General features: G+C 61.6%; 23 protein-coding genes. 18 read left to right on the forward strand and 5 right to left on the reverse strand.

Annotated features, from left to right (window positions below; all coding sequences use genetic code 11):
* Positions 1-118 precede the first annotated feature (118 nt).
* Positions 119-1,471 (reverse strand): FAD-dependent oxidoreductase, encoded by a 1,353-nt coding sequence (locus HMPREF2806_RS12085; protein ID WP_070517832.1) that lies wholly within the window; start codon positions 1,469-1,471, stop codon positions 119-121.
* A gap of 229 nt (positions 1,472-1,700) precedes the next feature.
* On the opposite strand from HMPREF2806_RS12085, the gene HMPREF2806_RS12090 reads away from it, so the two are divergent.
* The 4 genes from HMPREF2806_RS12090 to HMPREF2806_RS12100 are packed head-to-tail and all read left to right on the forward strand — an operon-like array spanning position 1,701 to position 5,314.
* Complete coding sequence (locus HMPREF2806_RS12090; RefSeq protein WP_070517833.1) at positions 1,701-3,371, forward strand: nitrite/sulfite reductase; 1,671 nt, start codon at positions 1,701-1,703, stop codon at positions 3,369-3,371.
* Positions 3,368-3,622, forward strand: a complete 255-nt coding sequence (locus tag HMPREF2806_RS13255) for a hypothetical protein (RefSeq protein ID WP_010189207.1) — start codon at positions 3,368-3,370, stop codon at positions 3,620-3,622. The genes HMPREF2806_RS12090 and HMPREF2806_RS13255 overlap by 4 nt, the downstream gene beginning before the upstream one ends.
* 11 nt (positions 3,623-3,633) lie before the next feature.
* The gene (locus HMPREF2806_RS12095; RefSeq protein WP_070517834.1) at positions 3,634-4,326 is read left to right on the forward strand and encodes a sirohydrochlorin chelatase; all 693 of its coding nucleotides are present in this window, start codon (positions 3,634-3,636) and stop codon (positions 4,324-4,326) included.
* Positions 4,319-5,314 carry a sulfite exporter TauE/SafE family protein gene (locus tag HMPREF2806_RS12100; RefSeq protein WP_070517835.1) on the forward strand — a complete coding sequence of 332 codons (996 nt, stop codon included), beginning with the start codon at positions 4,319-4,321 and terminating at the stop codon, positions 5,312-5,314. The genes HMPREF2806_RS12095 and HMPREF2806_RS12100 overlap by 8 nt, the downstream gene beginning before the upstream one ends.
* Before the next feature lie 23 nt (positions 5,315-5,337).
* On the opposite strand, the gene cobA is transcribed toward HMPREF2806_RS12100, so the two are convergent.
* Positions 5,338-6,066 (reverse strand): uroporphyrinogen-III C-methyltransferase, encoded by a 729-nt coding sequence (cobA, locus tag HMPREF2806_RS12105; RefSeq protein ID WP_070517836.1) that lies wholly within the window; start codon positions 6,064-6,066, stop codon positions 5,338-5,340.
* Positions 6,067-6,095: 29 nt separating this feature from the next.
* Here cobA and HMPREF2806_RS12110 point away from each other — a divergent pair, with 29 nt between their 5' ends.
* The gene (locus HMPREF2806_RS12110; protein ID WP_232745471.1) at positions 6,096-7,049 is read left to right on the forward strand and encodes an exopolyphosphatase; all 954 of its coding nucleotides are present in this window, start codon (positions 6,096-6,098) and stop codon (positions 7,047-7,049) included.
* A gap of 15 nt (positions 7,050-7,064) precedes the next feature.
* Complete coding sequence (gene manA, locus HMPREF2806_RS12115) at positions 7,065-8,312, forward strand: mannose-6-phosphate isomerase, class I (RefSeq protein ID WP_070517838.1); 1,248 nt, start codon at positions 7,065-7,067, stop codon at positions 8,310-8,312.
* A 49-nt stretch (positions 8,313-8,361) separates the two neighbouring features.
* Here manA and HMPREF2806_RS12120 read toward each other — a convergent pair whose 3' ends face one another.
* Positions 8,362-9,330 (reverse strand): DNA-directed RNA polymerase II, encoded by a 969-nt coding sequence (locus HMPREF2806_RS12120; RefSeq protein ID WP_070517839.1) that lies wholly within the window; start codon positions 9,328-9,330, stop codon positions 8,362-8,364.
* Between the two features lie 331 nt (positions 9,331-9,661).
* On the opposite strand from HMPREF2806_RS12120, the gene HMPREF2806_RS12125 reads away from it, so the two are divergent.
* The 7 genes from HMPREF2806_RS12125 (at position 9,662) to hpf (ending at position 16,308) form a co-directional block, all read left to right on the forward strand.
* A complete protein-coding gene (locus tag HMPREF2806_RS12125) occupies positions 9,662-10,015 on the forward strand; it encodes a DUF4259 domain-containing protein (RefSeq protein WP_046647442.1) in 354 nt (117 codons plus the stop codon).
* Positions 10,016-10,024: 9 nt separating this feature from the next.
* Positions 10,025-10,645: a dTMP kinase gene (locus HMPREF2806_RS12130; protein WP_070512220.1), complete on the forward strand. Its 621-nt coding sequence runs from the start codon at positions 10,025-10,027 to the stop codon at positions 10,643-10,645.
* 1 nt (position 10,646) lies between these two features.
* Entirely contained in the window at positions 10,647-11,333 is a 687-nt protein-coding gene (mtrA, locus tag HMPREF2806_RS12135) for an MtrAB system response regulator MtrA (RefSeq protein WP_046647444.1), read from the forward strand.
* 69 nt (positions 11,334-11,402) lie between these two features.
* A complete protein-coding gene (mtrB, locus tag HMPREF2806_RS12140) occupies positions 11,403-13,076 on the forward strand; it encodes an MtrAB system histidine kinase MtrB (RefSeq protein WP_304440002.1) in 1,674 nt (557 codons plus the stop codon).
* The gene (gene lpqB, locus HMPREF2806_RS12145; protein WP_070517840.1) at positions 13,073-14,782 is read left to right on the forward strand and encodes an MtrAB system accessory lipoprotein LpqB; all 1,710 of its coding nucleotides are present in this window, start codon (positions 13,073-13,075) and stop codon (positions 14,780-14,782) included. Before mtrB ends, lpqB begins: the two co-directional genes overlap by 4 nt.
* Before the next feature lie 34 nt (positions 14,783-14,816).
* Positions 14,817-15,497 (forward strand): ComF family protein, encoded by a 681-nt coding sequence (locus tag HMPREF2806_RS13945; RefSeq protein WP_046647446.1) that lies wholly within the window; start codon positions 14,817-14,819, stop codon positions 15,495-15,497.
* A gap of 172 nt (positions 15,498-15,669) precedes the next feature.
* A complete protein-coding gene (hpf, locus tag HMPREF2806_RS12155) occupies positions 15,670-16,308 on the forward strand; it encodes a ribosome hibernation-promoting factor, HPF/YfiA family (protein ID WP_046647448.1) in 639 nt (212 codons plus the stop codon).
* A 121-nt stretch (positions 16,309-16,429) separates the two neighbouring features.
* Here hpf and HMPREF2806_RS12160 read toward each other — a convergent pair whose 3' ends face one another.
* Complete coding sequence (locus HMPREF2806_RS12160) at positions 16,430-16,735, reverse strand: hypothetical protein (protein WP_070517841.1); 306 nt, start codon at positions 16,733-16,735, stop codon at positions 16,430-16,432.
* A gap of 327 nt (positions 16,736-17,062) precedes the next feature.
* On the opposite strand from HMPREF2806_RS12160, the gene secA reads away from it, so the two are divergent.
* Positions 17,063-19,627 (forward strand): preprotein translocase subunit SecA, encoded by a 2,565-nt coding sequence (gene secA / locus HMPREF2806_RS12165; protein ID WP_070517842.1) that lies wholly within the window; start codon positions 17,063-17,065, stop codon positions 19,625-19,627.
* A gap of 161 nt (positions 19,628-19,788) precedes the next feature.
* On the forward strand, positions 19,789-20,148 hold the full coding sequence (locus tag HMPREF2806_RS12170) for a hypothetical protein (RefSeq protein ID WP_070512202.1): 360 nt from the start codon (positions 19,789-19,791) through the stop codon (positions 20,146-20,148).
* 42 nt (positions 20,149-20,190) lie between these two features.
* On the opposite strand, the gene HMPREF2806_RS12175 is transcribed toward HMPREF2806_RS12170, so the two are convergent.
* A complete protein-coding gene (locus HMPREF2806_RS12175) occupies positions 20,191-20,628 on the reverse strand; it encodes a hypothetical protein (protein WP_046647452.1) in 438 nt (145 codons plus the stop codon).
* Between the two features lie 217 nt (positions 20,629-20,845).
* Between HMPREF2806_RS12175 and HMPREF2806_RS12180 the strand changes: the two genes are divergently transcribed.
* From HMPREF2806_RS12180 to HMPREF2806_RS12190, 3 genes are all read left to right on the forward strand, one after another.
* Positions 20,846-21,256: an HAD-IA family hydrolase gene (locus HMPREF2806_RS12180; RefSeq protein ID WP_010189184.1), complete on the forward strand. Its 411-nt coding sequence runs from the start codon at positions 20,846-20,848 to the stop codon at positions 21,254-21,256.
* A gap of 12 nt (positions 21,257-21,268) precedes the next feature.
* Positions 21,269-21,775, forward strand: a complete 507-nt coding sequence (locus tag HMPREF2806_RS12185) for a DUF6912 family protein (protein ID WP_185963766.1) — start codon at positions 21,269-21,271, stop codon at positions 21,773-21,775.
* Positions 21,776-21,859: 84 nt separating this feature from the next.
* Positions 21,860-22,201, forward strand: coding sequence for a hypothetical protein (locus HMPREF2806_RS12190; protein WP_070517843.1), 342 nt, complete (start codon positions 21,860-21,862; stop codon positions 22,199-22,201).
* Positions 22,202-22,240 lie beyond the last annotated feature (39 nt).

Raw genomic sequence — 22,240 nt, forward strand, 5'->3', positions numbered from 1 at the left:
TGCCTTCACACTAATTCCTTGAAGAAAAACTGCCCTATCTGACGATTTTCCCCGCGTTCATTGCGGCGGGAGCGATAACTTCGTCAGATAGGGCAGTTTTAATTTGGGTCGAGCCGGCTTAGTCGCGCGAGTGGTTGACCATCTCTTCCCACTCGACGAACTTCTTGCGCTCGCGGCCCTCGGCCTCACCCAGGGCGCGCTCGGCGGCGTCGAGCTTCTTCCAGCCCTCCCAGGTCAGGTGCTCCAGACCCTTGGACTCGAAGAGCTCGACGATGTCCTCGTCACGGGAGTGGGAGAGGTTGCCTGCTTCGGCGTCGGCAAGCAGCATGCCGATGGTCTCCGTGGCATCGGACTTGGTGTTGCCGATGAGCCCCACCGGGCCGCGCTTGATCCAGCCGGTGGTGTACAGGCCCGGCACGACCTCACCGTCGAGGTCAACCACGTGGCCGCCGTCGTTGTTGATGACGTTCTTCTGCTTATTGAAGGGGACACCCTCAATGGCATCGGAGCGGTAGCCCACAGCCAGGTAGACGGCCTGAGCCGGCCACTCGGTGAACTTGCCGGTGCCGGAGACGGAACCATCGCCGTTGAGTGCGGTGCGCTCGGTCTTCACGGCAGTCACCTTGCCGTTTTCGCCGATGAACTCCACCGGCTGCTCGAAGAGGTGGATCTGCAGGGTGTGCGGGGCGTCCTTCGGCTCGCGGATGGCGTAGCCTTCCAGGGTCTGGCACACCAGGTCGCAGGACTTGGCCTCTTCGCGGGCCTTGAGGGAGGCTTCGTCGTAGTCGATATCCTCCGGGTCCACCACCACGTTGATGGTCGGGGAGTGGTCGAGCTCCTTGAGCTCCAGCGGGGTGAACTTGGCCTGAGCCGGGCCGCGGCGGCCGAAGACTCGCACGGTGGTGGCCTGGTTCTTGGCCAGGGACTCGTAAACATTGTCCGGAATCTCGGTGGCTTCCTTCAGTTCATCGCCGGTCTTGGCCAGGATGCGGGCCACGTCGAGGCCCACGTTGCCCACGCCGATCACAGCGACGTCGGTGGCGGACAGGTCCCAGGAGCGCTCGAAGCGTGGGTTGCCGTCGTAGAAGCCAACGAATTCGCCGGCACCATGAATTCCTTCGAGATCGGAGCCGGGGATCTGCATGCCCAAGTCGCCGACGGCGCCGGTGGCGAAGACAATGGCGTCGTAGTACTCCTCGAGTTCGGAGACGGTGACATCGCGGCCCACGTTGATGTTGGACAGAAGGCGGATCTGTTCGGTGTCGAGCACTCGGTGCAGGGAGTTAACGATTCCCTTAATGCGCGGGTGGTCCGGAGCCACGCCGTAGCGGATGAGCCCGAAGGGGGCGGGCATCTGCTCGATGAGATCGATCTGAACGTTGCCGCCGGTTTTCTTCACCAGGATGTCGGAGGCGTAGATGCCGGCTGGGCCGGCGCCGATGACGGCTACTTTCAGGGGCTGCTGGGTCATGATGGCCTTTCGGAATGTTGTAGTAACTAACGAAAGCTTAGGTCTAAACAAGCGTGGGTTTCATTGAACCGGCTTGTCTGCTGTAGGGCAACTGGGCCTAATTACATTCGGAGAACATTGTGGCATAAACCCAGCGTGCTTTGCATATTCGGGAGAAAATAAAAAAGACTGCTTTGTCTGTTTTAGCTAGACCGGTAGGTTTTCACTAACCGACGAAAGGCAGCAGATTATGACCACCGCGACGAAGCGACCACCCCGCGCAAAGAAGCCAGAAGGCCAGTGGAAGATTGATGGCACCGCGCCGCTGAACTCCGACGAGGAGATTAAGCAGGCCGATGATGCCCTAGCAGTGCGCCAGCGCGTTATCGATATCTACTCCAAGCAAGGATTTTCCTCGATTCCCGCAGAGGACCTCGCCCCACGTTTCAAGTGGTTGGGCCTGTATACCCAGCGCAACCAGAACTTAGGCGGTGAGATGACCTCCAAGCTCAGCAACACCGAGCTACAGGATGAGTACTTCATGATGCGCGTGCGCTTCGATGGCGGCCACGCGGATCCCGCTAAGCTGCGCGCGGTGGGAGAGATTTCGCGCGATTATGCGCGCTCTACCGCGGACTTTACGGACCGCCAGAACATCCAGCTGCATTGGATTCAGATTGAAGATGTCCCCGCCATCTGGGAAAAGCTGCGCTCCGTGGGGCTAGATACTCTACTGGGCTGCGGCGACGTCCCCCGTGTCATCCTGGGCTCACCGGTAGCGGGAGTGGCTGCTGACGAAATTATCGACGCCACCCCGGCCATCGAGGAGATCAAGAATGACTACCTCCTGCGCGATGAATTCCATAACCTTCCGCGCAAGTTCAAGTCCGCCATCTCCGGCAATGTGCGTCAGGACGTGACCCACGAGATTCAGGATGTCGCCTTCGTTGGTACGGAGCATCCCGAGTATGGCCCGGGTTTCGATTGCTTCGTGGGCGGAGGTCTGTCCACCAACCCGATGCTCTCGCAATCCCTCGGCGCGTGGATCCCGCTCGAGCGCGTCCCAGAGGTGTGGGCTGGAGTCGCACGCATCTTCCGCGACTATGGCTTCCGCCGCAACCGCAACCGTGCGCGCCTGAAGTTCCTGGTGGCGCAGTGGGGCATTGAGAAATTCCGAAAGGTACTGGAAGAGGAATACCTCGACGCACCGCTTCTCGACGGCCTCCCGCTTCCCGTCGCTCCCGGCAACCGTGACCATCTCGGCGTGCACCGCCAGCAGGACGGAAAGTTTTACGTGGGCGTCAAGCCCACCGTCGGGCATGCCACCGGCGAGCAGCTCATCGCCATCGCGGACGTGGCCGAGAAGTTCGGCATCAGCCGCATCCGCACGACGCCGATGAAGGAGCTGCTCTTCCTCGACGTGGAAGAAGAGGACATCCCTGCGCTGTCGCGCGCCCTGGATGAGACGGGCCTGTACTCCCAGCCCTCGGAATTCCGTCGCGGCGTCATCTCCTGCACCGGCCTGGAATTTTGTAAGCTCGCGCACGTGACCACCAAGGCCCGCGCCATCGAGCTCGTCGACATCTTGGAAGATACCCTCGGTGACCTCGACGTCCCGATTTCTATCGCCCTCAACGGTTGCCCCAATGCCTGCGCGCGCTCGCAGGTATCAGATATCGGCCTTAAAGGGCAGATCGTGACCGATGCTGATGGCAACCGCGTCGAGGGTTTCCAGGTCCACCTTGGCGGCGCCCTTGGCCTCTCCCCGGACTGGGGCCGCAAGCTGCGCGGACACAAGGTGGTGGCGGATGAGGTCCCGGACTATGTCATTCGCTTGGTCAACAAGTACAAGGAGCAGCGCGAAGACGGCGAGCAGTTCCGCCACTGGGTCCTGCGCGCGGACGAGGAGGACCTGCAGTGAATTTTCGTCGTCAGCCTAACCCGAACCGTAACCACCCAGCCTTTTGCCCCTACTGCGCCGGAACAAACCTATTTCCAGATGAGGAAGATGATTTTGCCTGGAAGTGCGAAGAATGCCTCCGCATCTTTTCCGTACGCTTCCACGGCCAAGACGATGCCCCCGTAGCGCCCGCGCCGGCGGTCTCCTCCGCGGAGGCGCTGCAGCGCTCTCTCGCTCGCCGCGGCCATTCCACCGCGAAAACTCAGGATTAAGGAAACCCACCATGACCGCCCCGACCGCTACCACTGCATTACTAACCCTGTCACACGGCTCACGCCACCCCGAAGCTGCAGCAAACGTTATGGCGCTGACCCATGCCGCTGGTGAGCTTGCTGGTGTGCCGGCCACCGCCGCACACTTAGAATTCAATGACCCGCCACTCGATGAGGCGGCGCGCTGCCTAGCAGTGCAAGGAATACGCGAGGCGGTCGTTGTGCCTTTGCTCTTTACCGAGGGCTACCACCAGCGCATCGACGTTCCTGAAGCTTTGGCCCAGGCTTCTGCGGCGTCGGGAGTGCGCCTTCACCAAGCCCGTGGACTCGGTACCGGCGAGGACATGGCGCGTCTGCTGGCAGAGCGAGTTCCCGAGGGAACAGATACCGTTGTCCTCTATTCTGTCGGCTCCTCCGATGAGCGTGCCAACGCCGCTGTCGCTGATCTAGCGCGACGCGTCGGCGAGCTGGCCGGTTGCACGGCGAAGGTTGCCTACGCCACGCGCGGTGAGCGCCAGCCCGTTGAGCCAGATGGCAATCAGGAGGTCGTCGTGCCACTCTTTGTGAGCCCCGGCCTGCTTTTAGATCGCCTCGACGAGGAGGCGGAGCACGGCGGCGGGGAGCCCCGGCAGGTTCTCCCTCCGCTGGGTGAGGCGCTCGCCGGCATTGTTTCCCACCGTTATACGGAGGTGGCCCATGCGTAGCCTCATCCTCATCGCGATTGCGGGTGCCGCCGCGCAGCTTGTCGACGGCGGCATCGGCATGGGCTTCGGCGTTACCTCCACCACCATCCTGCTACTGGCGGGATTGGGGCCCGCGACGGCCTCCGCCGTGGTGCACACATCGGAGCTAGGCACCACCTTGGTCTCCGGAATTAGCCACTGGCGTTTTGGCAATGTGCATTGGCCCACGGTGCTCAAGCTCGGTGTGCCGGGAGGCCTGTCGGCCTTCATCGGAGCGACGATTCTGTCTAACCTCTCGCTCGAGGCCGCCGAACCCGTGACCTCCGCGATTCTCTTAGTCCTAGGCATCAACCTCGTCTGGCGCTTCTCGCGCCCACGGAGCAGCACATCGCAGGAGACTCGACAGCACTCCACTCCCTTCCTCGCGGGGCTTGGCGTGGTGGGAGGCTTTGTCGATGCTTCGGGCGGCGGTGGCTGGGGGCCGATTTCCACCTCGACGCTCATGGCGGTCGGCCGCGAGCAGCCGCGGCGCATCGTCGGCACTGTTAACACCGCAGAATTCCTCGTTACTTTTGGAGCCACGGCAGGCTTCATCGTTGGCCTCTGGGAAGAGATCGTGGCTAACGCTGCCGCGGTTGTAGCGTTGCTTATCGGCGGAGTCATCACCGCACCGATTGCAGCGTGGCTCATCTCGCGCATCAACCCCACGCTCCTTGGCGGCTTCGTGGGCACGGCTATCGTGACGCTCAACATTCCTAAGGCCCTAGGGTGGGCGCTGGCGCATCAGCAGATCCTTCTTCTGCAGGTCGCTGCGCTGGTCCTCGGAGTTGCTCTCACGGTATGGGCGAACCAACGCCGGGCTCGATCCGCACAGGGCGAGGAGGGGGATAGCACTTCGCAGCAGCGCACTGGCAGCCGTGTCGTCGAAACGACGGAGCCGACTGGCCGCGAGGGCGCCCATGCAGGCAGCTCCGCGGAATCCGAGGAAGAGCGCGTCAGAGTTGATTAGAAGGAGTTGACTAGAACTCGGGGCTAGAGCCCGGCAACCTCACCGATGACGATGACCGCAGGGGGAGCCACCGAGTTTTCTTCCATCGTGGCCCCTAGCTCAGCCAACTCGCACTGGAATGCTCGCTCGCCATCGAGGGAGCCTTCCTGAATGATGCGCACGGGGGTGTGGGGGGAGAGGGAGGCGTCGATCAGCGCGGCGGCGATAGCGGCCGCGTTCTTGACACCCATGATGACGGACAAGGTAGCCCCGGAACGTGCCAGTGCTGCCCAATCCACCAAAGACTTGGGATGGCCTGGCGGCAGGTGTCCGGAGACCACCGTGAAGGCATGGACGACGCCGCGGTGCGTCACCGGCGTCCCCGCCAGTGCGGGCACCGCGACCGCCGAAGTCACCCCGGGGACGACTTCCACCGGGATGCCTGCCGCAGTGAGCGCAGTGAGTTCTTCGAAACCACGCCCAAACACATAAGGGTCCCCACCTTTGAGGCGGACCACGCGGCGCCCCTGGCGGGCGTTGTCAACCAAAATCTCGTTGATGCGCTCCTGGGCCACCTGGGCGCGGTAGGGGATCTTGGAGACGTCGATAAGCTCCTTGGCGTCAATATCGCACAGCTTATCCAGCTGGGCGGTGGGGCCGAGGTGATCTGCCACGATGACCTCAGCATCCTGCAGCGCCCGCATGCCACGCACGGTGATCAGATCCCACGCGCCAGGGCCGCCGCCGACAAGGACTACCGGATGAATGCTCATGGCCACTAATCCTAGCTATGCTCGGGCCTATGACTTCCTATGACCCCGAAACCGTGGGCTTCTTTGACATCGCCCACGAAGGCGCCCAAGCGCGCGTGGTGGCTGCATCCGTGCCGGAGCTGGCCCGGCTCCTGGGGGGGCTGCGCCCGCGCAGCCTCGTCATCTTGGCCGCGGATCAGATTTCGCGCGCCGCCGCGCATGTTGCTGTGGGCCTAGCCGAGCCCGCTGAAGTCCCCATCATGGTCAGCGAATCACTGCCGCGCTTTACTGGTGCACTCGATGTCGTGGTGGTGGCGGGGGATAGCCCGTGGGCGGAGCGTGCGCTGCATACTGCTGCGCGCCGGGGTGCCACGACAGTCCTTCTCAATGAGATCGAGGATGCTCCCGAGGACACCATCGTCATCGACACCTTGCCCACCGCCGAAGGGATTTCCCCGGTGCGCGTGATTACAGCTGTGCACGCCGTGTACGCGGTGCTGAGTGAGGACCCAGTTCTCGTTTCCCGCCGCGTGGAGGACATCGCCGATGCCGTGGACCGTGAGCTGGAAGCACTATCCCCGCAACGTGACTCCACGACGAACCCTGGGCGCGCGTTGCGTGAATTCGTAGAGGGCGGGCGAGTCATCCACAGCAGCGGGCCCGATCCCTATGCGCTGTCAGAAGAGCGCACGCGCGTACACCTCGGCGCGCTTGTTGCCCGCATGGCCGGCGCGTTGTGGGCGGCCCACGGTCTGGGTGGGACCGTTGTTGATGCGGAAGGCTTAGGGCCAATCTTGCAGACCGCTCCGACGGATATCTTTTATGACCCGTTTGAATCGGAAGACCCTTTGGTACCCTTGAGAGTTGTTTTATGGGGACAGGAAGAGGCGAACCTTCCCCATTCTTTCGCAGCGGCGAGCGCCGACACCTCCTGTGGGGAATTGGCCCGCGCGCTGCAGCTGATTACGCGCAGTTATGCCGCGACCGCCTACGACGTGAAATAGAAACAGAGGAAGTCAATGAAGTTGCTCACCAGCGCTGCCCGCAACTACTCGTGGGGTTCGCGCACGCTGATTCCGACGCTACTCGGCGAGCCGGAAGCTACTAGCCCGGTGGCTGAGCTGTGGTTCGGCGCGCACCCGGCTGATCCCTCGACGGTGGATGGCGAGAAGCTGGATGAGATCATCGCCGCGGATCCACAAGGACAACTGGGGAAGCGGGTAGCGGATACATACGGCGCCAGCCTGCCCTTCCTGTTGAAGATCCTGGCGGCGGCCGAGCCGCTGTCGTTGCAGGCGCACCCGTCCAAGCAACAGGCCGAGGAAGGCTTTGCTCGCGAGAACGCGGAGGGCATCGAACTCACAGCGGCCAATCGCAACTACAAGGATGACAACCACAAGCCGGAGCTCATCGTGGCACTCACAGAGTTTTACGCCATGGCGGGCTTCCGCCCCCTCTCGCAGACCCGCAGCCTCTTCGCGGCTTTGGACTGCGAAGAGCTCGCGCACTACGAGGGCATGCTCGATCCGGACCCCGCTGCCGAAGGCGACAGCCTCCGCGCGCTGTTTACCACGTGGATCACTATCCCCAGCGCTAAGCGCAAGGAGCTTATCAGCGCGGTGGTAGCCGCGGGTGAGCACCTGCGCGAAAGCCAAGCTGGTGAACCGTGGATGTCTACCGTGATGGGGACCGTATCGAAGATCAACGAGCAATACCCGGGGGACATCGGCGTGCTGGGCGCGCTGCTGCTGAACCACATCGTCCTGCAGCCGGGTGAGGCGATCTACCTCGACGCCGGACAGCTGCATGCCTATGTGTCTGGTCTGGGCGTGGAGATCATGGCCAACTCCGATAACGTGCTGCGCGGCGGCCTGACCCCGAAGTTCGTTGACGTTCCTGAGCTGGTCAAGGTCCTGACGTACCAGGCGGCGGAGGATCCGCGAGTGGAGCAAATAGCGCACGCAGACGCAGCTGGAAAGGAAGCAACGGGCAGTATTACGGGGGCCACGGCGTGGGCCTACCCGGTGCCGATTGAGGAATTCTTGCTGGACCGCGTGGAGCTTTCCGCTGCGGACTCCGCCGAGGTAGACAGCGACGGCCCGATGATCCTGCTGTGCACCGCTGGCGCGGCCACGGTGAGCAACGACGAGGGGGAGAGCGTGGACTTCAGCGCTGGCCACGCGGCATGGATTCCAGCCAGCGACCCGGCTGCCACGATTCGTGCCGCGAAGGCCGAAGGCGCGGAGGTATTTGTCGCTCGCGTCTAGAGCTTAAAGGTGCACCTTTTAAGGTGCACCGCTTCTAGAATGCAACGCTTTAAGGATGCACCGCTGCTGGATCGGCGGCGGGTTCCATGGGGTTCTCGCCCGGCTTAACGGCGGTGGGGGTTTCTGCGGACGGTTCCTCCGCGGCGGGGACGTCATCCGTTGGGGCTGCCGGGGTGGGGGCCTCATTGGTTCGGTGCGCCTCGGATTCACGCGCCAGCGACTCTAGCGCCTCGTTGCCGTGCTGAGCAGACTCGTCCCACTGCTTTTGCTCGGCTTCGGTCGGCTCACGGTGTTCCGTAACGGAGTCAGGCTCGGCCTCAGGCTTCGGGGCTTCTTGGGCGAGCCCGGCCGGCTGCGGGATGAAGGAATCAGAAGCCTTAGGGGAGTCCTCGCCCTGCGGGGATATAGGGGCCTCGGTGGGTTGCTGCTCGGTCAACTGGGGGTTGTGCTCGCGTTCCCCGCGGGATTCCTGTGGGCCCGAATCCTGCGGTGCGGCAGTCTGCGGCTCCAGGGTGGCCGGCGGCGGCGTTGGCTCGGTGTGCTGCGGGGTAGAGCCAGGTGCCACGGATTCGGAGGCCGTCGACGAGTCAGTCGAGGGAGCAGTCGCTGGGGTGGTAGCAACCGGTGCCGGCGGGTTCTGCGGGTTCTGTGCGTTCTGTGTCGCCTGCGGTTGCTGGTTCTGCAATGAGGAGACGTTATCCGGACGGTAGACGGCCGTGGGGCCAGCGGGCTCCGTGTTGTTGACAACGGCGTTCGGCGCTAAGTACGGATCCTCTGCCGGTGCAGCAACCGGCGTGTGCGAGTCCTTCGACTGGGTGGTCGTCGGAGAAGCCGTGGTGGTGTAGGAGTGCGTCGCTGATGAGGACGTGGTGGCTGTGCTGGACACCGCGGTGGCGGCCGAGGGCTTAGCCACGACGGATTCGGGTGCGCTCATGCGCCACACCGCGACGCCCACGGCGACGGCACACAGGAGGCCGGCCGCCACGAAGGCGAGGATGCGGCGTGAACTGCTCGTCATGCGGGGCGCTCTCCTAACTGCACAAAGGTCACAAGTCGGTAACAACGATAGCACGAATATAGGGATAGTAAATGGCCTGGGCAATAATCCCTGTTCATAATTCTTTCTACGATGCAGGCAGGTCGGCGTTACGGAGAACTGTGGCGCAGCTGTAATAAACGGGCTCATTGGCCGAAGCCTTGCATAAGGGCGCCTAAAGAATGGTAGAAATTGGATTAGATAGCGGCTTGGCGGTGGGCGCGCCCCACGACGCCACACTGACCCACCGTGGACACAAGAAAATAGACCCCAACATAAACCCCCTATTCGCGTAAAAGATGAAGGAGAAACAATGAGCTCATGGGATGAGGACATCTTCGCCGACGAAGTCAACGTCGACTTCTTGGATGAACTGGCAGACCTTGAGGACGAAGAGATCGTTGCCGCGGTCGATGATGCCTGCGCCCTGGCGGTCTCCGGTGAGGATCAGACCGAGGACGAGCAACGCAACGCGCTGGCGGCGGCCACGATCGCCGCGATTTGGGCGGGCGCCCCGTTCAGCGCCGGGGAGGTGGTTGAGGACTACCCATTCATTCGTGATCTGGCCGGTTCCGGGAGCGAGAACCTCAACGAGCACGCCCTCGAGCTGCTCGAAGGCGTCGAGGAGGACTACGACCTCGAGCCCTTCATCGAGGCGCTTTCCTAGTACGCCAGCATGCTGATCAGTATTGAAGGAATCGATGGTGCGGGAAAGAACACCATCACCCAGCGTCTGCGGGAAGAGCTCGACTGCGAGGTCTCGGTCTTAAGCTTCCCGCGCTACGAAGACTCCGTGCACGCGCAGCTCGCGCAGGAAGCGCTCTACGGGCGCATGGGAGATCTCACCGATTCGGCCTACGGGATGGCCACGCTCTTTGCCCTAGATCGGTGGGGTGCTAAGGAACAGCTGCTCGCTGCCGCCGAATCCGCAGACTCCTTGCTCATCCTGGATCGCTACGTGGCGTCGAACGCGGCCTACTCCGCCGCAAGGGTGGGCGGGGAGCTCATCGTTGACTGGGTCTACGAGCTCGAATTCGAGCGTTTTGGCCTTCCCGTTCCACAGTTGCAGATCTTCTTGGACACTGACGTCGAAGTCGCCGGCCAGCGCGCCGTAGCCCGGGCGGCGGAGGATGAGGGGCGCCATCGCGATCGCTATGAGCGGGATGCGGGGCTGCAGGCCCGCACGGCCGCTGCTTACCGTCGTCTAGCGCAGCAGCAGTGGGCTGGGCAGTGGATCGCCACCGCGGATGCCGATATGATTATCCAAGCTGTCAAGGAGCTTGTAGGAGAACAATAACGTGGCACCGAAAATCTTGGTCGTGGATGATGACCCGGCAATCGCCGAAATGCTCACCATCGTGCTCGAGGCAGAGGGGCTGGAACCTATTGCCGTCAACGATGGTAACGAGGCCATCCCGGCCTTCCGCGAGCACGACCCAGATCTGATCCTGTTGGATCTCATGCTTCCGGGCATGAACGGCGTCGATATTTGCCGTGCCATCCGCACCGAGTCTTCTGTGCCCATCGTCATGCTCACCGCGAAGACGGACACCGTTGATGTGGTTCTCGGCCTCGAATCGGGGGCGGATGACTACATCACCAAGCCCTTCAAGCCCAAGGAACTCATCGCCCGCATCCGTGCGCGCCTGCGTCGGATCGACGGGGGCTCCGGAGAGATCATCGAGGTAGGGGACCTGCTGATCGACGTTCCTGAGCACACCGTCACCCGCAAGGGCGGCGAGGAAATCTCGTTGACCCCGCTGGAGTTCGACCTCCTTTTGGAAATGGCCCGCAAGCCCGGGCAGGTCCACACCCGTGAGGCGTTGCTCGAATCCGTTTGGGGTTACCGCCATGCCTCGGATACTCGCCTCGTCAACGTGCACGTTCAGCGCTTGCGCGCCAAGATTGAGCACGATCCGGAGGATCCACACATCGTCCTCACCGTGCGCGGTGTGGGGTACAAGACTGGAAAAACCGCCGAGTAAAGGACTGCCGCTATTTTTGGTTGGTTAGCGCGAGCCCGGGATGGCATCGTCGAGCGCTGGCGTACGTCCCTGCAGACACGCGTGCTGGGCATGATGCTGGTGGCCTCCACGGTGGTCATGATCATCCTGGCCTACGCCCTGGTGTCGGTGCTCACGCAGCAGCTGGTGAGCCAGAAAGAGGACACCGCGCTGCAAGAGCTCGACCGCGCCCGCGTAGCCGTGGAGCAACAGATTGACGCGACAGGAACGGCTAACTCAACGCAGGTACGCATCAACTCCGCACGCGCTGCACTGGGGCAGATGTCGGCACAGCAACCCGATGCCCAGGCCGTGTACGAGCCGGTCATCCTTGTGGAGAACTCCGACGGCACAGCCACCACCTCACCGGAGGGCTACCGCATCCCCGATGGCATGCGGGAGCTCGTCGGTCAGGGCCAAGTCGTGCAGCAGTACGCCACGGTGGACCAGCAATCGGGGGCTACCTACAACGCACTGATGGTGGGCACGCCCATTGAAAGCGACATCCCGAATACCCAGGTCTACCTCGTGTTGTCCATGGAATCTGAGGAATCCACGATGGCGCTCATGCGTGGTTTGCTCTCCGCTGCTGGAGTGGTCGTCGTGGTTCTCCTCGTGGGCATCGCGTGGCTGGCTACCCAGCAGGTGATCGTGCCGATTCGCTCTGCCTCGCGTATCGCGCAGCGCTTTGCCGCCGGTCACCTGCGTGAGCGCATGGTGGTCAACTCGGATGATGAGATGGGCCGCCTTGCCTCCTCCTTCAACGACATGGCGGATAAGCTCTCCAAGCAAATCGCCCAGCTGGAGGAGTATGGCGATCTCCAGCGGCAGTTCACCTCCGACGTGTCGCACGAGTTGCGCACGCCGCTAACCACGGTGCGCATGGCGGCGGATGTCATCGCGGAGGACGCGGATGAGTTCAACCCTTATACCAAGCGCTCGGCGGAGCTGCTTATCAAGGAGCTGGATCGCTTCGAGGACTTGCTGGCGGATCTGCTGGAGATCTCTCGCCACGATGCGGGCGTGGCGGATCTGTCCACGGCCTCCATCGATATTCGCTCCTGCGTAGACTCCGCACTGAGTCAGGTAGAACACCTCGCCGCCGAGCTCGACGTGGACGTCATCGTTCATATTCCGGAGGAACCCGTGGCCGTCGAATGCGATTCACGGCGTGTCGAGCGCATCCTGCGCAACCTGCTCGCGAATGCCATCGACCATTCTGAGGGAAACCCCGTCACCGTGGATATCGGGGCGACGGAGGACGCCGTCGGTATCGCAGTCACCGACTCCGGTGTTGGCCTCAAGGAGGGCCAGGAGGAGTTGGTGTTCAACCGATTCTGGCGTGCGGACTCTTCCCGTAAACGCCATTCTGGCGGAACCGGTCTGGGCCTTGCCATCGCCCGCGAGGATGCGGTGCTGCACGGCGGTACGTTGGACGCTATTGGCTACTTTGGCGTGGGCTCGCGCTTCCGCCTTATCCTGCCCCGCACACCAGACCAGAAGGTAGAGTCCGAGCCCATCGCTTTGGAGGTCCCAGGTGCACCGGGGCAGGTCGAGGCAGAAGAACAATCCGCGCTCGAGTTGACCTCGGAGCCGGACATGCCCGTGTTGAAAGGTGATTCGGACACAGGAATCGTGTGGCCTTCAGAGCGCGAATCCCGTGGCGTGGACACGCCTTTCAATCACAACACCGTTCCTGATTTCGAGGAGGAGGCCCAGCGATGATGCCGGCCCGCCGCCCACTCGCAGTGTTCAGCTGCGTTGCGCTCATAGCCCTCGTCGGGTGCTCGACCTTGCCGAACAACACGGATCCGCAAGTGATCGGGACTTTCGAACCGCATGACCGGGCAGACGATGCTGTCGTCGAACCGCGTACAGATAGCGAGCCTGATCTCCTCGTGCGTGACTTCTATTCGGCGGTGGCGATTCCCACCGGTAACTACGCCGCCGCCCGCACCTTCCTTTCGACGAATATAGCTAATTCCTGGGACCCCACGGATACCGTTCTGGTGGTGGATTCCATCGATCTCGTGACGTCCAATATGGAAGACGGCGACCTGGAATACTCGGTCCGCGGCAATATTATTGGCCGTTTGGCCAATGGCGGGGCTTATGTCCCCGATAATTCGCGCATCGAAGCAACCGTCCGACTGCGCCAGTTCAATGGGCAATGGCGCATCACGGATTTGCCCACTGGTGCTGTGATTGAGCGCACCGAACTGCGCAACCGCTACCGGCCGCAGTCGCTGTACTTTTTCGATACAACCCAACGCCTGCTGGTGGCGGACCGTCGTTGGCTCTATTCGGGGAAGGAGTCAATCGCCTCGGAGCTAGTGACCCTGCTGCTGCAGGGGCCGTCCTCCGATATCGCGCCGGCGACGTCCACCTTAAGCCCCAAGGACGCTACCTTCTTGGGAATCAACGATGGCGTCTACGAGTTCAGCGGGATGGCAGGAATGACCCAGGAGGAGCGCCTCAAGTTCGCCGCCCAGTTGGTCTGGACCCTCAACAACGCAGAGATCACGAAATCAGTGCGCGCCACCATCGATGGCAGCCCGCTTGTCGACGGCATGGAGGAAATGACCATCGATGACTTTGCTGAGTTCAACCCAGAGGTGGCTGCCCAGTCCGTGCCTAAGCTCTACGCGGTCAATGACGGCTCACTCCTCGAGGTTAAAGGTGAAGGCAGCACCGAGGTGCAGGGAATGGCCGGGCAGATTCACGATATCCAGTCCGCGGACGTCTCCGATGAGGGCATGGTCGCCGCGGTACGCAAGCGCTCTGAGAAGGAGTCACAGCTGGCGATGGGCGAGCTCGGCCACGAGCTCAAGGATTCGGTCAAGGGTGAAACTTTAGCCCGCCCCACCTTCGAGGTGGGAGGACAGGTGGCGTGGACCGTCGTCGACGGCAAGCACGTGGTCCGCGTGACACGCTCGCCGGCCACCGGCGAGCTGAGCACCGCGGAGGTGGACACCTCCGCATTAGAGAACGTGGAAGGCGAAATCTCCGTCATCCGGCTGTCCCTGACGGGAGCGCGTATCGCCATGATTATCGATGGCAGCATTTATACCGGTGTGGTTGCCCGCGCGACGTCGGGTGAGCGGCGCATCGTCAACGTTCACCAGGTGGGCCCAGAGCTGGCCGGCTCTGCTTTGTCGGTGGAGTGGCAGACAGACGGCTCCCTGCTCGTGGGTACCTCGGCGTCGAGCTCTCCGGTGTGGCGCATCGAGCAAGACGGATCTTCGGCCACCACACTGCCCACCGGAAATATCACCGCACCCGTGGTCGCGGTGGCCTCTTCGCCGTCGACGCTTTATGTCACCGATGCGCATGCGCTGCTGCAGCTTCCCGCGGGTGGATCCGAGCGTTCTTATTGGCGTGAGGTCGAAGGCCTGCAGGGAGTGCGTTCCTCTCCGATCATCGCGCGCTAGAGGACAGCTCAGGAGTCAGGCTAGAGTAGGGCGCATGCCGAAACATCGGGGGATAGGGGAGGCCACCGCCGCGCTCGTGGAGCTGTTCCTACCGCGCCCGTGCGCCGGGTGCGGGGGCGAGACCTCTGCGGGTGGGGTGCTGTGCGCAGCCTGCCAGCACCACCTGCGGCAGATACCGCGCCGCGTGGAACGTCCCCAGCCATTAGGTTTTCCGGCGTGGGCGCTCGGACCGTATTCCGATACCCGCCGCGGGGTCATCATCGCGATGAAGGAACGCGGACACCAGGCGGTGCGCGCGCATTTGGGCGCGGTGCTTGCCGCTGGCATCGACTACCTGCGTGCTCGCGGCGACATTCCGGAGACCGCGCTGTTGGTTCCCGCCCCGACACGAGCATCGTCGGCCCGCAAGCGTGGTGGTGATCCGGTGGCCGCGCTGTGCCGGGCGGCGTCTGCTCGGCTTCCTGGTTGGGACGTGGTTAATGCCTTGATGACGGTCGAAGGCAGTGCGGATCAGTCGCAGCTCAACGCCGCGGAGCGCACAGACAATATGCGCAGTGCCGTGCGCTTGCTGCCGTCCGCCCGGATGTTGGCGGGGCGCAGCGTGCTGCTTGTCGACGACGTCATCACGACCGGCGCGACACTCCGCGCCAGCGCCGCTCGCGTGTGGGCCGTCGGGGGTGACGTGGCGGGGGCGATTGCCCTGGCAGACGCGTAGGGTGGAGCGACATCAAGCCTCTGTAGAGGGGGCCAGTGAACCCGTTGGTTATGACCAGTGGTAGCATGAGGGGTGTCACAGGGAAGCGGACACTAAGCCTCGAATCACAGGCTTGAATAAGGTCCGCAGAATGTGCAGTCATTCAGTCCCCACGAGTAAAGGGAGGCATTACATGTCCCAGCAGACCAACGCTCAGGTCACCATCACCGGTCGTAACGTGGAGGTTCCGGAGCACTTCCAGGAACGTGTCACTGAAAAGCTAGCCAAGATCGAGCGCCTTGATCCGACCCTGACCTTCTTCCACGTGGAGCTGCAGCACGAGCCGAACCCGCGCCGCGAGTCTGAGGCAGAGCGTCTGCAGATTACCGCTACCGGTAAGGGGCACATCGCCCGCGCTGAGGCTAAGGAAGATTCGTTCTACGCGGCACTCGAGACCGCTCTGGGCAAGATGGAGCGCTCCCTGCGCAAGGTAAAGGTGCGCCGCGAGAACGTGAAGTCCGGCCACCGCGCTCAGAAGGGTACCGGTCAGATTGCTGCCGAGCTGGTCGCCGAGGCTGAAGCGGCTAAGCCCGGTAAGGAAGAACGCTACATCGACCCGTACGCAGAGACGGTCGAGGACGTTCGCCCGGGCCAGGTTGTGCGCTTCAAGGAGCACCCGGCCACCCCGATGTCCGTGGATGATGCACTCAGCGAGATGGAGCTGGTCGGCCACGACTTCTACCTCTTCATCAACGAAGAGAACAACAAGCCGTCTGTGGTCTACCGCCGCCACGCCTTTGACTACGGCCTTATCTCCCTGACGGACGCTTAAGGGCTAAGCGTCCTAAGGACTAAGTCTTAAGCCCTTCGGGAAAATTATCCCGGCTACAACACGTTTCCCCGCGCTGAACATGCAGCGCGGGGAAACGTGTTTTCCGTTTATCGCGACGGATCTATACCCCGAATTGGCTGGACAGGTGTACTTCGGCCTCAGCTAGCTTTTGCAGTGGCAGCATGAGCAAGGCCACCGGGGTGACCAGAATCAGATCCAGTCCGAAGTTTTCGGTGGGATGCGACCCCGGGCGGTGGGAAGTGGCGACGGCATCCATGGTTCCGGTCATGATCGCGTTATAGGTCCACATGGCGCTACCACCGCGCGGCGCTTCGGAATCATCAGCCACGGCGGCGGGGGCGGTTATGGTGCTCAAAGCTAGGGCTGCGGAGGTAGCGGTAGCTACGGCAATCTTGGAGAACTGCATAGTCATTCCTTTTCTGTCTCGCTCTGCGTCCGGGTGAGTTAGGGAACTTCGGGTTGGGGAAGTGGGCGCCCTTGTCGCGCCCTTACATAAACCTTCGTTGTGAGGCGCGCAACTGTTAGCAGTTGGTTGTTAGCGGTTGGGTGTTGGTGGTTCGTTGCGGTGCCTCGCTCTGTGGTTCTGAGAAAACACAGGATGGGCGCACGAGTGGGCGCGGGCTAAGTATCGGATTTTGCGTTTTGGGTTGGGTGGCGAATCGATACGGAAAAGCTAGTGAGTACAATGGCGACGAGTTAACTTTATTGTCGCGACCAGAAGGACTATCTAGACGTGTTTGGACTTTCCAAGCTGCTCCGTGCCGGTGAGGGACGCACCGTCAAGCGCCTGGCTAAAATTGCTGATGATGTTATTGCCCTAGAAGATAAATTCGCGGCGCTGTCGGATGATGAGCTTAAGGCTAAGACAGACGAGTTTAAGAAGCGTCTGGCGGATGGCGAAAAGATGAATGACATGCTTCTCGAAGCATTCGCCACCGTGCGTGAAGCCGCCTGGCGCGTGCTCGACCAGAAGCACTACAAGGTACAGATCATGGGTGGTGCCGCCCTGCACTTTGGCAACGTTGCCGAGATGCGCACGGGTGAAGGTAAGACCCTGACCTCGCTGCTGCCGGCCTACCTCAACGCCCTCGAAGGCAAAGGCGTCCACATCGTGACCGTCAACGACTACCTGGCTAAGCGTGACGCCGAGATGATGGGCCGTGTTCACCGCTGGCTGGGACTGTCCGTCGGTGTCATCCTCTCCGAGATGCGCCCTGCAGAGCGCAAGGAAGCCTATGCCTGCGACGTTACGTATGGCACGAACAACGAGCTGGGCTTTGACTACCTGCGCGACAACATGGTCCGCTCACTCGATGAAACTGTCCAGCGCGGCCACAACTACTGCATCGTGGATGAGGTTGACTCCATTCTGATCGATGAGGCGCGTACCCCGCTCATCATTTCCGGCCCGGTCGATGGGTCCTCTCAATTCTACGGAGTCTTTTCCAAGCTGGCCCCGAAGATGCGCGAGGGCATCCACTACGAGGTGGACCACAAGAAGCGCACCATTGGTGTGCTTGAGGAAGGCGTGGAATTCGTCGAAGACCAGCTGGGCATTGAAAACCTCTACGCACCTGAGCACTCCCAGCTGGTGTCCTACCTCAATAACGCTTTGAAGGCGAAGGAGCTCTTCACCCGCGATAAGGACTACATCGTCCGCAATGGCGAGGTCCTCATCGTGGATGGATTCACCGGCCGCGTGCTGGCTGGTCGCCGTTACAACGAAGGTATGCACCAGGCTATTGAGGCGAAGGAAGAGGTGGAGATCAAGAACGAGAACCAGACGCTGGCGACCGTTACCCTCCAGAACTACTTCCGCCTTTACGACAAGATTTCCGGCATGACCGGTACCGCAGAAACTGAGGCGGCCGAGCTGCACTCCATTTACGGTCTCGACGTGGTGCCGATTCCGACCAACAAGCCGAACCAGCGTACCGACCACTCCGACCGCATCTACAAGACCCAGGAAGCGAAGTTCGCTGCGGTGGTCGATGACATCGAGGAGCACGTGGCTGCCGGTCAGCCGGTGCTCGTTGGTACCACCTCCGTGGAACGCTCCGAGTACCTCTCCCAGCTGCTGAGCAAGCGCGGCGTCAAGCACTCGGTGCTCAACGCCAAGCACCACGAGGAAGAGGGCCAGATCGTCGCCCGTGCTGGCCGCCCTGGCACCGTCACCGTGGCCACCAACATGGCCGGTCGTGGTACCGATATCGTGCTCGGTGGCAACCCCGAGGTCATCCTGGATGAGAAGCTGCGGGACCGCGGCCTCGATCCCTTTGAGGACGAGGAGAAGTACCAGGAAGCCTGGGACGCTGAGATCGAACAGGAGAGGGAACGCTCCAAGAAGATGGGCGATGAGGTCCGTGAGGCCGGCGGCCTGTACGTGCTGGGCACCGAGCGCCACGAGTCGCGCCGTATTGATAACCAGCTGCGTGGCCGTTCCGGACGTCAGGGTGACCCGGGCGAGACCCGCTTCTACCTGTCCATGCGCGATGAGCTCATGGTGCGCTTCGTGGGCCAGTCCATGGAGAACATGATGAACCGCCTCAACGTGCCGGATGACGTGCCGATTGAGGCCAAGATGGTGTCGAACTCTATCAAGGGTGCGCAGGCACAGGTGGAGAACCAGAACTTCGAGATGCGTAAGAACGTGCTCAAGTACGACGAAGTTCTTAACGAGCAGCGCAAGGTGGTGTACGCCACCCGCCACGACATCCTTGAGGCCAACGACATCAAGGACAACATCCGGACGATGATCAATGACACCGTGTCTGCCTACGTGGCAGGGGCTACTGCCACCGGTTACGTGGAGGACTGGAATCTCGATGAGCTGTGGAATGCGTTGGATTCCCTGTACGGGCCGACCATGACACATGAGGAGCTCGTTGACGGCACCGAATACGGCGCTGCCGGCGAACTGACCGCGGAGCAGCTGCGCGATGCCCTCCTAGCTGATGCCAACTCCGAGTACGACAAGCTCGAAGACGCTGTGACTGCCATCGGCGGAGAGAACCAGATGCGCAATACCGAGCGCATGATCATTCTGCCGATCATCGACCAGAAGTGGCGCGAGCACCTCTATGAAATGGATTACCTCAAGGAAGGTATTGGCCTGCGTGCTATGGCGCAGCGCGATCCCCTGGTGGAATACCAGAAGGAGGGCGGCGACATGTTTAACGCCATGAACGACGCAGTGAAGGAAGAAACCGTCCGCCAGCTGTTCATGTTGCGCAAGCAGTTCAAGGCCCAGGAAGAGGCGAGCGCAGCGGGTGAAGCAAACGCGGAAGCGGAAGCTTAATCTGCCGCGGCTTGAAACTGCGCTGACGCGCGGGCGCTAGAAAGCGCGGAAAGTGATGAGGCGCCGTGTGGGAAGAACTCCCCACGGCGCCTTTTTATTGGAAGCAGTTAGGTATATACTGTCAAATTATTAATTGTTCTGCTTCGGAAGGTTGAGTTAGTATGCGCCGCTTGTCTCTGCGAGTAGGTCTCTCCGTGTTCGCATCTGCCACCCTGTTGGGCGGCGGCGCAGCTGCGTCAGCTATCGAGCTTGCTCCCGAGGAGCAGTGCCAGCTCTCTTCCGTCTTGAGCTCGCAGGACGATGAGTCCTCCAAGGACGCCGTGCTCAGCTCCCAGGACACCGTGGCCACTCAGTGCGGCGCTGCGTCTGCTCCGGAAACCTCCGAGGAAGCTGCAAAGAACCTGCCTGTGGTCGGAGCCACCATGTTTGGCGGTATCAGCTTGGCCCTGGTGAGTGCGTCCGCGGCGTTCGCCGGCATCGATTGGACGCCCATCTTGATCAAGCTCGGTTCGCTTTTTTAATCTCCCGCAGTTTCCAGCCAAGGTTATCCCTTGGCTTTTTGTTTAGCCTCCCGTAGCTTGCCGGTCGCTTCCAGCGATACTGGGGCTGGGGCCGACTGAGAGTAACCGGAAGGAACGTATGTGCCGCCCGGCTGCGGAGCCGGTGAAAGCACGCTGGTGCGAACCTATCAGCACTGAACCGAAGAACTCGCCGTTTGCGCGCGCATGCAAGCTGGTGAGTGCCATGCCCCCGCGGAGCTCTGCCGCTGCATGGGCCTTCCGCCACGCGCGTACATGGGTGATGATTTCTGGAGCAAAGCGCGGGTTGTTGAGATGGCTCATCGGCCGCAAAGCGGCGGCAACTTCTAAAACAATGACGACGAGCCCGTGGATCTCGTCACGCGTGGCGAGGTCACCAGCGGTAGGCTCGCGCTCATAGCGGATACGCTGTGGAGCAACATAGAGCTGCAGATGGCTCATGCCGGGGATGGGGGTATACATGCGGAATCCGGTCCTTATCCGCGATGAGCAGCGCGGAGAAAGGCGCTCAGGCAGGCGAAGGCGAGCGGAGGGAAGGAAGCTGGACGCACGTTCATTGTGCCATGCTGGAGCCATCCGCGGCTAGAAGGCGCTGCGCCTTGGCCTTTGGGAGCAGGCGAGCGGTATGTTCGCTATACTTTCGGACGATAAACACAGCTCAATGCGAAGGGTAGATAATATGCGTGGACTCATCGTCGATTTTGTAGGCGTGCTTGACGGCACCGAAGAAGACGTCAAGCGCTGGCGGGAGCTGTTCGCCGCCGCGAAATCTAACGGAGTCGCCACCGCTATTCTCTCTAACGATCCGGGCGGCCCAGGCGCGGAGCATATTCGCGAGTGGGAATACCGGGGCATCGTTGATGCCGTCGTGCTTTCCGGTGAGGTCGGTGCGGAAAAGCCGGATCGTGCTGCCTTCCAGGCTGCAGCGGACGCTATCGACCTGCCGATTAATGACTGCGTCATGGTAGATGATTCCATCGTCAACGTCCGCGCCGCGGTGGAAAATGGCATGGTGGGCATGCTCTACACGGTCTTTGACCGCACCAGCGTGGAAGTCCAGGCAGTCTTCGACATTGAAGGTGAGTTCTAAGTGTCGAAGGATGTGCGCGTCTTCCTGCCAGCTACTTTTGCCATGCTGACAGAGCTGGAAGAAACCGGCCAGCTTGCTGCCCGCAGTGGTTGGGGATTTACAGTAACCCCGGCGCTGCGCGAGTTCTACACTGAGGGCGACGAAGAAGAGATCGAATACTCTGCCTTCCTCGAAGCTTCCATGGCCTCCCTGCGGCTCTTGGCCATCGGCGACGAGGAGAAGTTCCCGCACCGCCGAGTGGTGATCTCCGTCGATGTTGATGATTCAGTAGTGACCCCGAAGCCGGACATGGGTGAACCAGTCGTGGCGCTCAACCCGGCCACCATCACGAAGGACAACCTGCAAGCCATCCACGTGGACATCGAGGAATCCGAGGCTGCCACCGCCAAGGCTATCGCCGCCATCGACAATGCTGACCTCGGCGACGAAGACGCCGAGCTTGCCGTCGGTGATGCCCTGGATAACTTCATGGCCTTCTATGATCCCACTGAGCTGCCCATCCTCGTAGAACTGCTCTAGGATCACCAGCGTTAACAGCCCTAACGCGAGTGGTGGTGCTACTCTAAGCCCTTATTGCCATTGCTTGAGAAAAGGAGCACCATCATGAAGGCAACTCGCCTTGCTAGCCTTATCACCGCTGCAGCCCTGAGCGTCACAACCCTCGTTTCAGCACCAATTGCCGGGGCAGAGGAAGCAGTAGCGCCGGCAGCGCAGAAAAATCAGACCGCGCAGGGGAGCTCTGCTCAGGAAGCGGCTCCCAGCGAACCTGACCCCAACAATCCGGACCCCAACATGGCCGTGATGCCTAAGACTCCGTGGCTGCGCATCGTTGAGGGCTCCTCGCAAGGACCGATGGGGGTTATCGTCGCCATTCTCTTCGGAATTATCAGCATCGGCTTCGCTGTGTACAAGGAGTTCGGTGATTACCTGCCCAAGTTGGGCTAAATGCTGATAGTCTGCTGGAGTAAAACTCAGCTCGATCGA

Source organism: Corynebacterium sp. HMSC076G08, assembly GCF_001811515.1.
In the GTDB taxonomy this organism is placed as follows: domain Bacteria; phylum Actinomycetota; class Actinomycetes; order Mycobacteriales; family Mycobacteriaceae; genus Corynebacterium; species Corynebacterium hiratae.

Bases quoted from the DNA above. Each gene is read 5' to 3' on its own strand.
- HMPREF2806_RS12085 (WP_070517832.1), bottom strand. From the start codon at position 1,471: ATGACCCAGCAGCCCCTGAAAGTAGCCGTCATCGGCGCCGGCCCAGCC.
- HMPREF2806_RS12090 (WP_070517833.1), top strand. From the start codon at position 1,701: ATGACCACCGCGACGAAGCGACCACCCCGCGCAAAGAAGCCAGAAGGC.
- HMPREF2806_RS12095 (WP_070517834.1), top strand. From the start codon at position 3,634: ATGACCGCCCCGACCGCTACCACTGCATTACTAACCCTGTCACACGGC.
- HMPREF2806_RS12100 (WP_070517835.1), top strand. From the start codon at position 4,319: ATGCGTAGCCTCATCCTCATCGCGATTGCGGGTGCCGCCGCGCAGCTT.
- cobA (WP_070517836.1), bottom strand. From the start codon at position 6,066: ATGAGCATTCATCCGGTAGTCCTTGTCGGCGGCGGCCCTGGCGCGTGG.
- HMPREF2806_RS12110 (WP_232745471.1), top strand. From the start codon at position 6,096: ATGACTTCCTATGACCCCGAAACCGTGGGCTTCTTTGACATCGCCCAC.
- manA (WP_070517838.1), top strand. From the start codon at position 7,065: ATGAAGTTGCTCACCAGCGCTGCCCGCAACTACTCGTGGGGTTCGCGC.
- HMPREF2806_RS12120 (WP_070517839.1), bottom strand. From the start codon at position 9,330: ATGACGAGCAGTTCACGCCGCATCCTCGCCTTCGTGGCGGCCGGCCTC.
- HMPREF2806_RS12125 (WP_046647442.1), top strand. From the start codon at position 9,662: ATGAGCTCATGGGATGAGGACATCTTCGCCGACGAAGTCAACGTCGAC.
- HMPREF2806_RS12130 (WP_070512220.1), top strand. From the start codon at position 10,025: ATGCTGATCAGTATTGAAGGAATCGATGGTGCGGGAAAGAACACCATC.
- lpqB (WP_070517840.1), top strand. From the start codon at position 13,073: ATGATGCCGGCCCGCCGCCCACTCGCAGTGTTCAGCTGCGTTGCGCTC.
- HMPREF2806_RS13945 (WP_046647446.1), top strand. From the start codon at position 14,817: ATGCCGAAACATCGGGGGATAGGGGAGGCCACCGCCGCGCTCGTGGAG.
- hpf (WP_046647448.1), top strand. From the start codon at position 15,670: ATGTCCCAGCAGACCAACGCTCAGGTCACCATCACCGGTCGTAACGTG.
- HMPREF2806_RS12160 (WP_070517841.1), bottom strand. From the start codon at position 16,735: ATGCAGTTCTCCAAGATTGCCGTAGCTACCGCTACCTCCGCAGCCCTA.
- HMPREF2806_RS12170 (WP_070512202.1), top strand. From the start codon at position 19,789: ATGCGCCGCTTGTCTCTGCGAGTAGGTCTCTCCGTGTTCGCATCTGCC.
- HMPREF2806_RS12175 (WP_046647452.1), bottom strand. From the start codon at position 20,628: ATGTATACCCCCATCCCCGGCATGAGCCATCTGCAGCTCTATGTTGCT.
- HMPREF2806_RS12180 (WP_010189184.1), top strand. From the start codon at position 20,846: ATGCGTGGACTCATCGTCGATTTTGTAGGCGTGCTTGACGGCACCGAA.
- HMPREF2806_RS12190 (WP_070517843.1), top strand. From the start codon at position 21,860: ATGAAGGCAACTCGCCTTGCTAGCCTTATCACCGCTGCAGCCCTGAGC.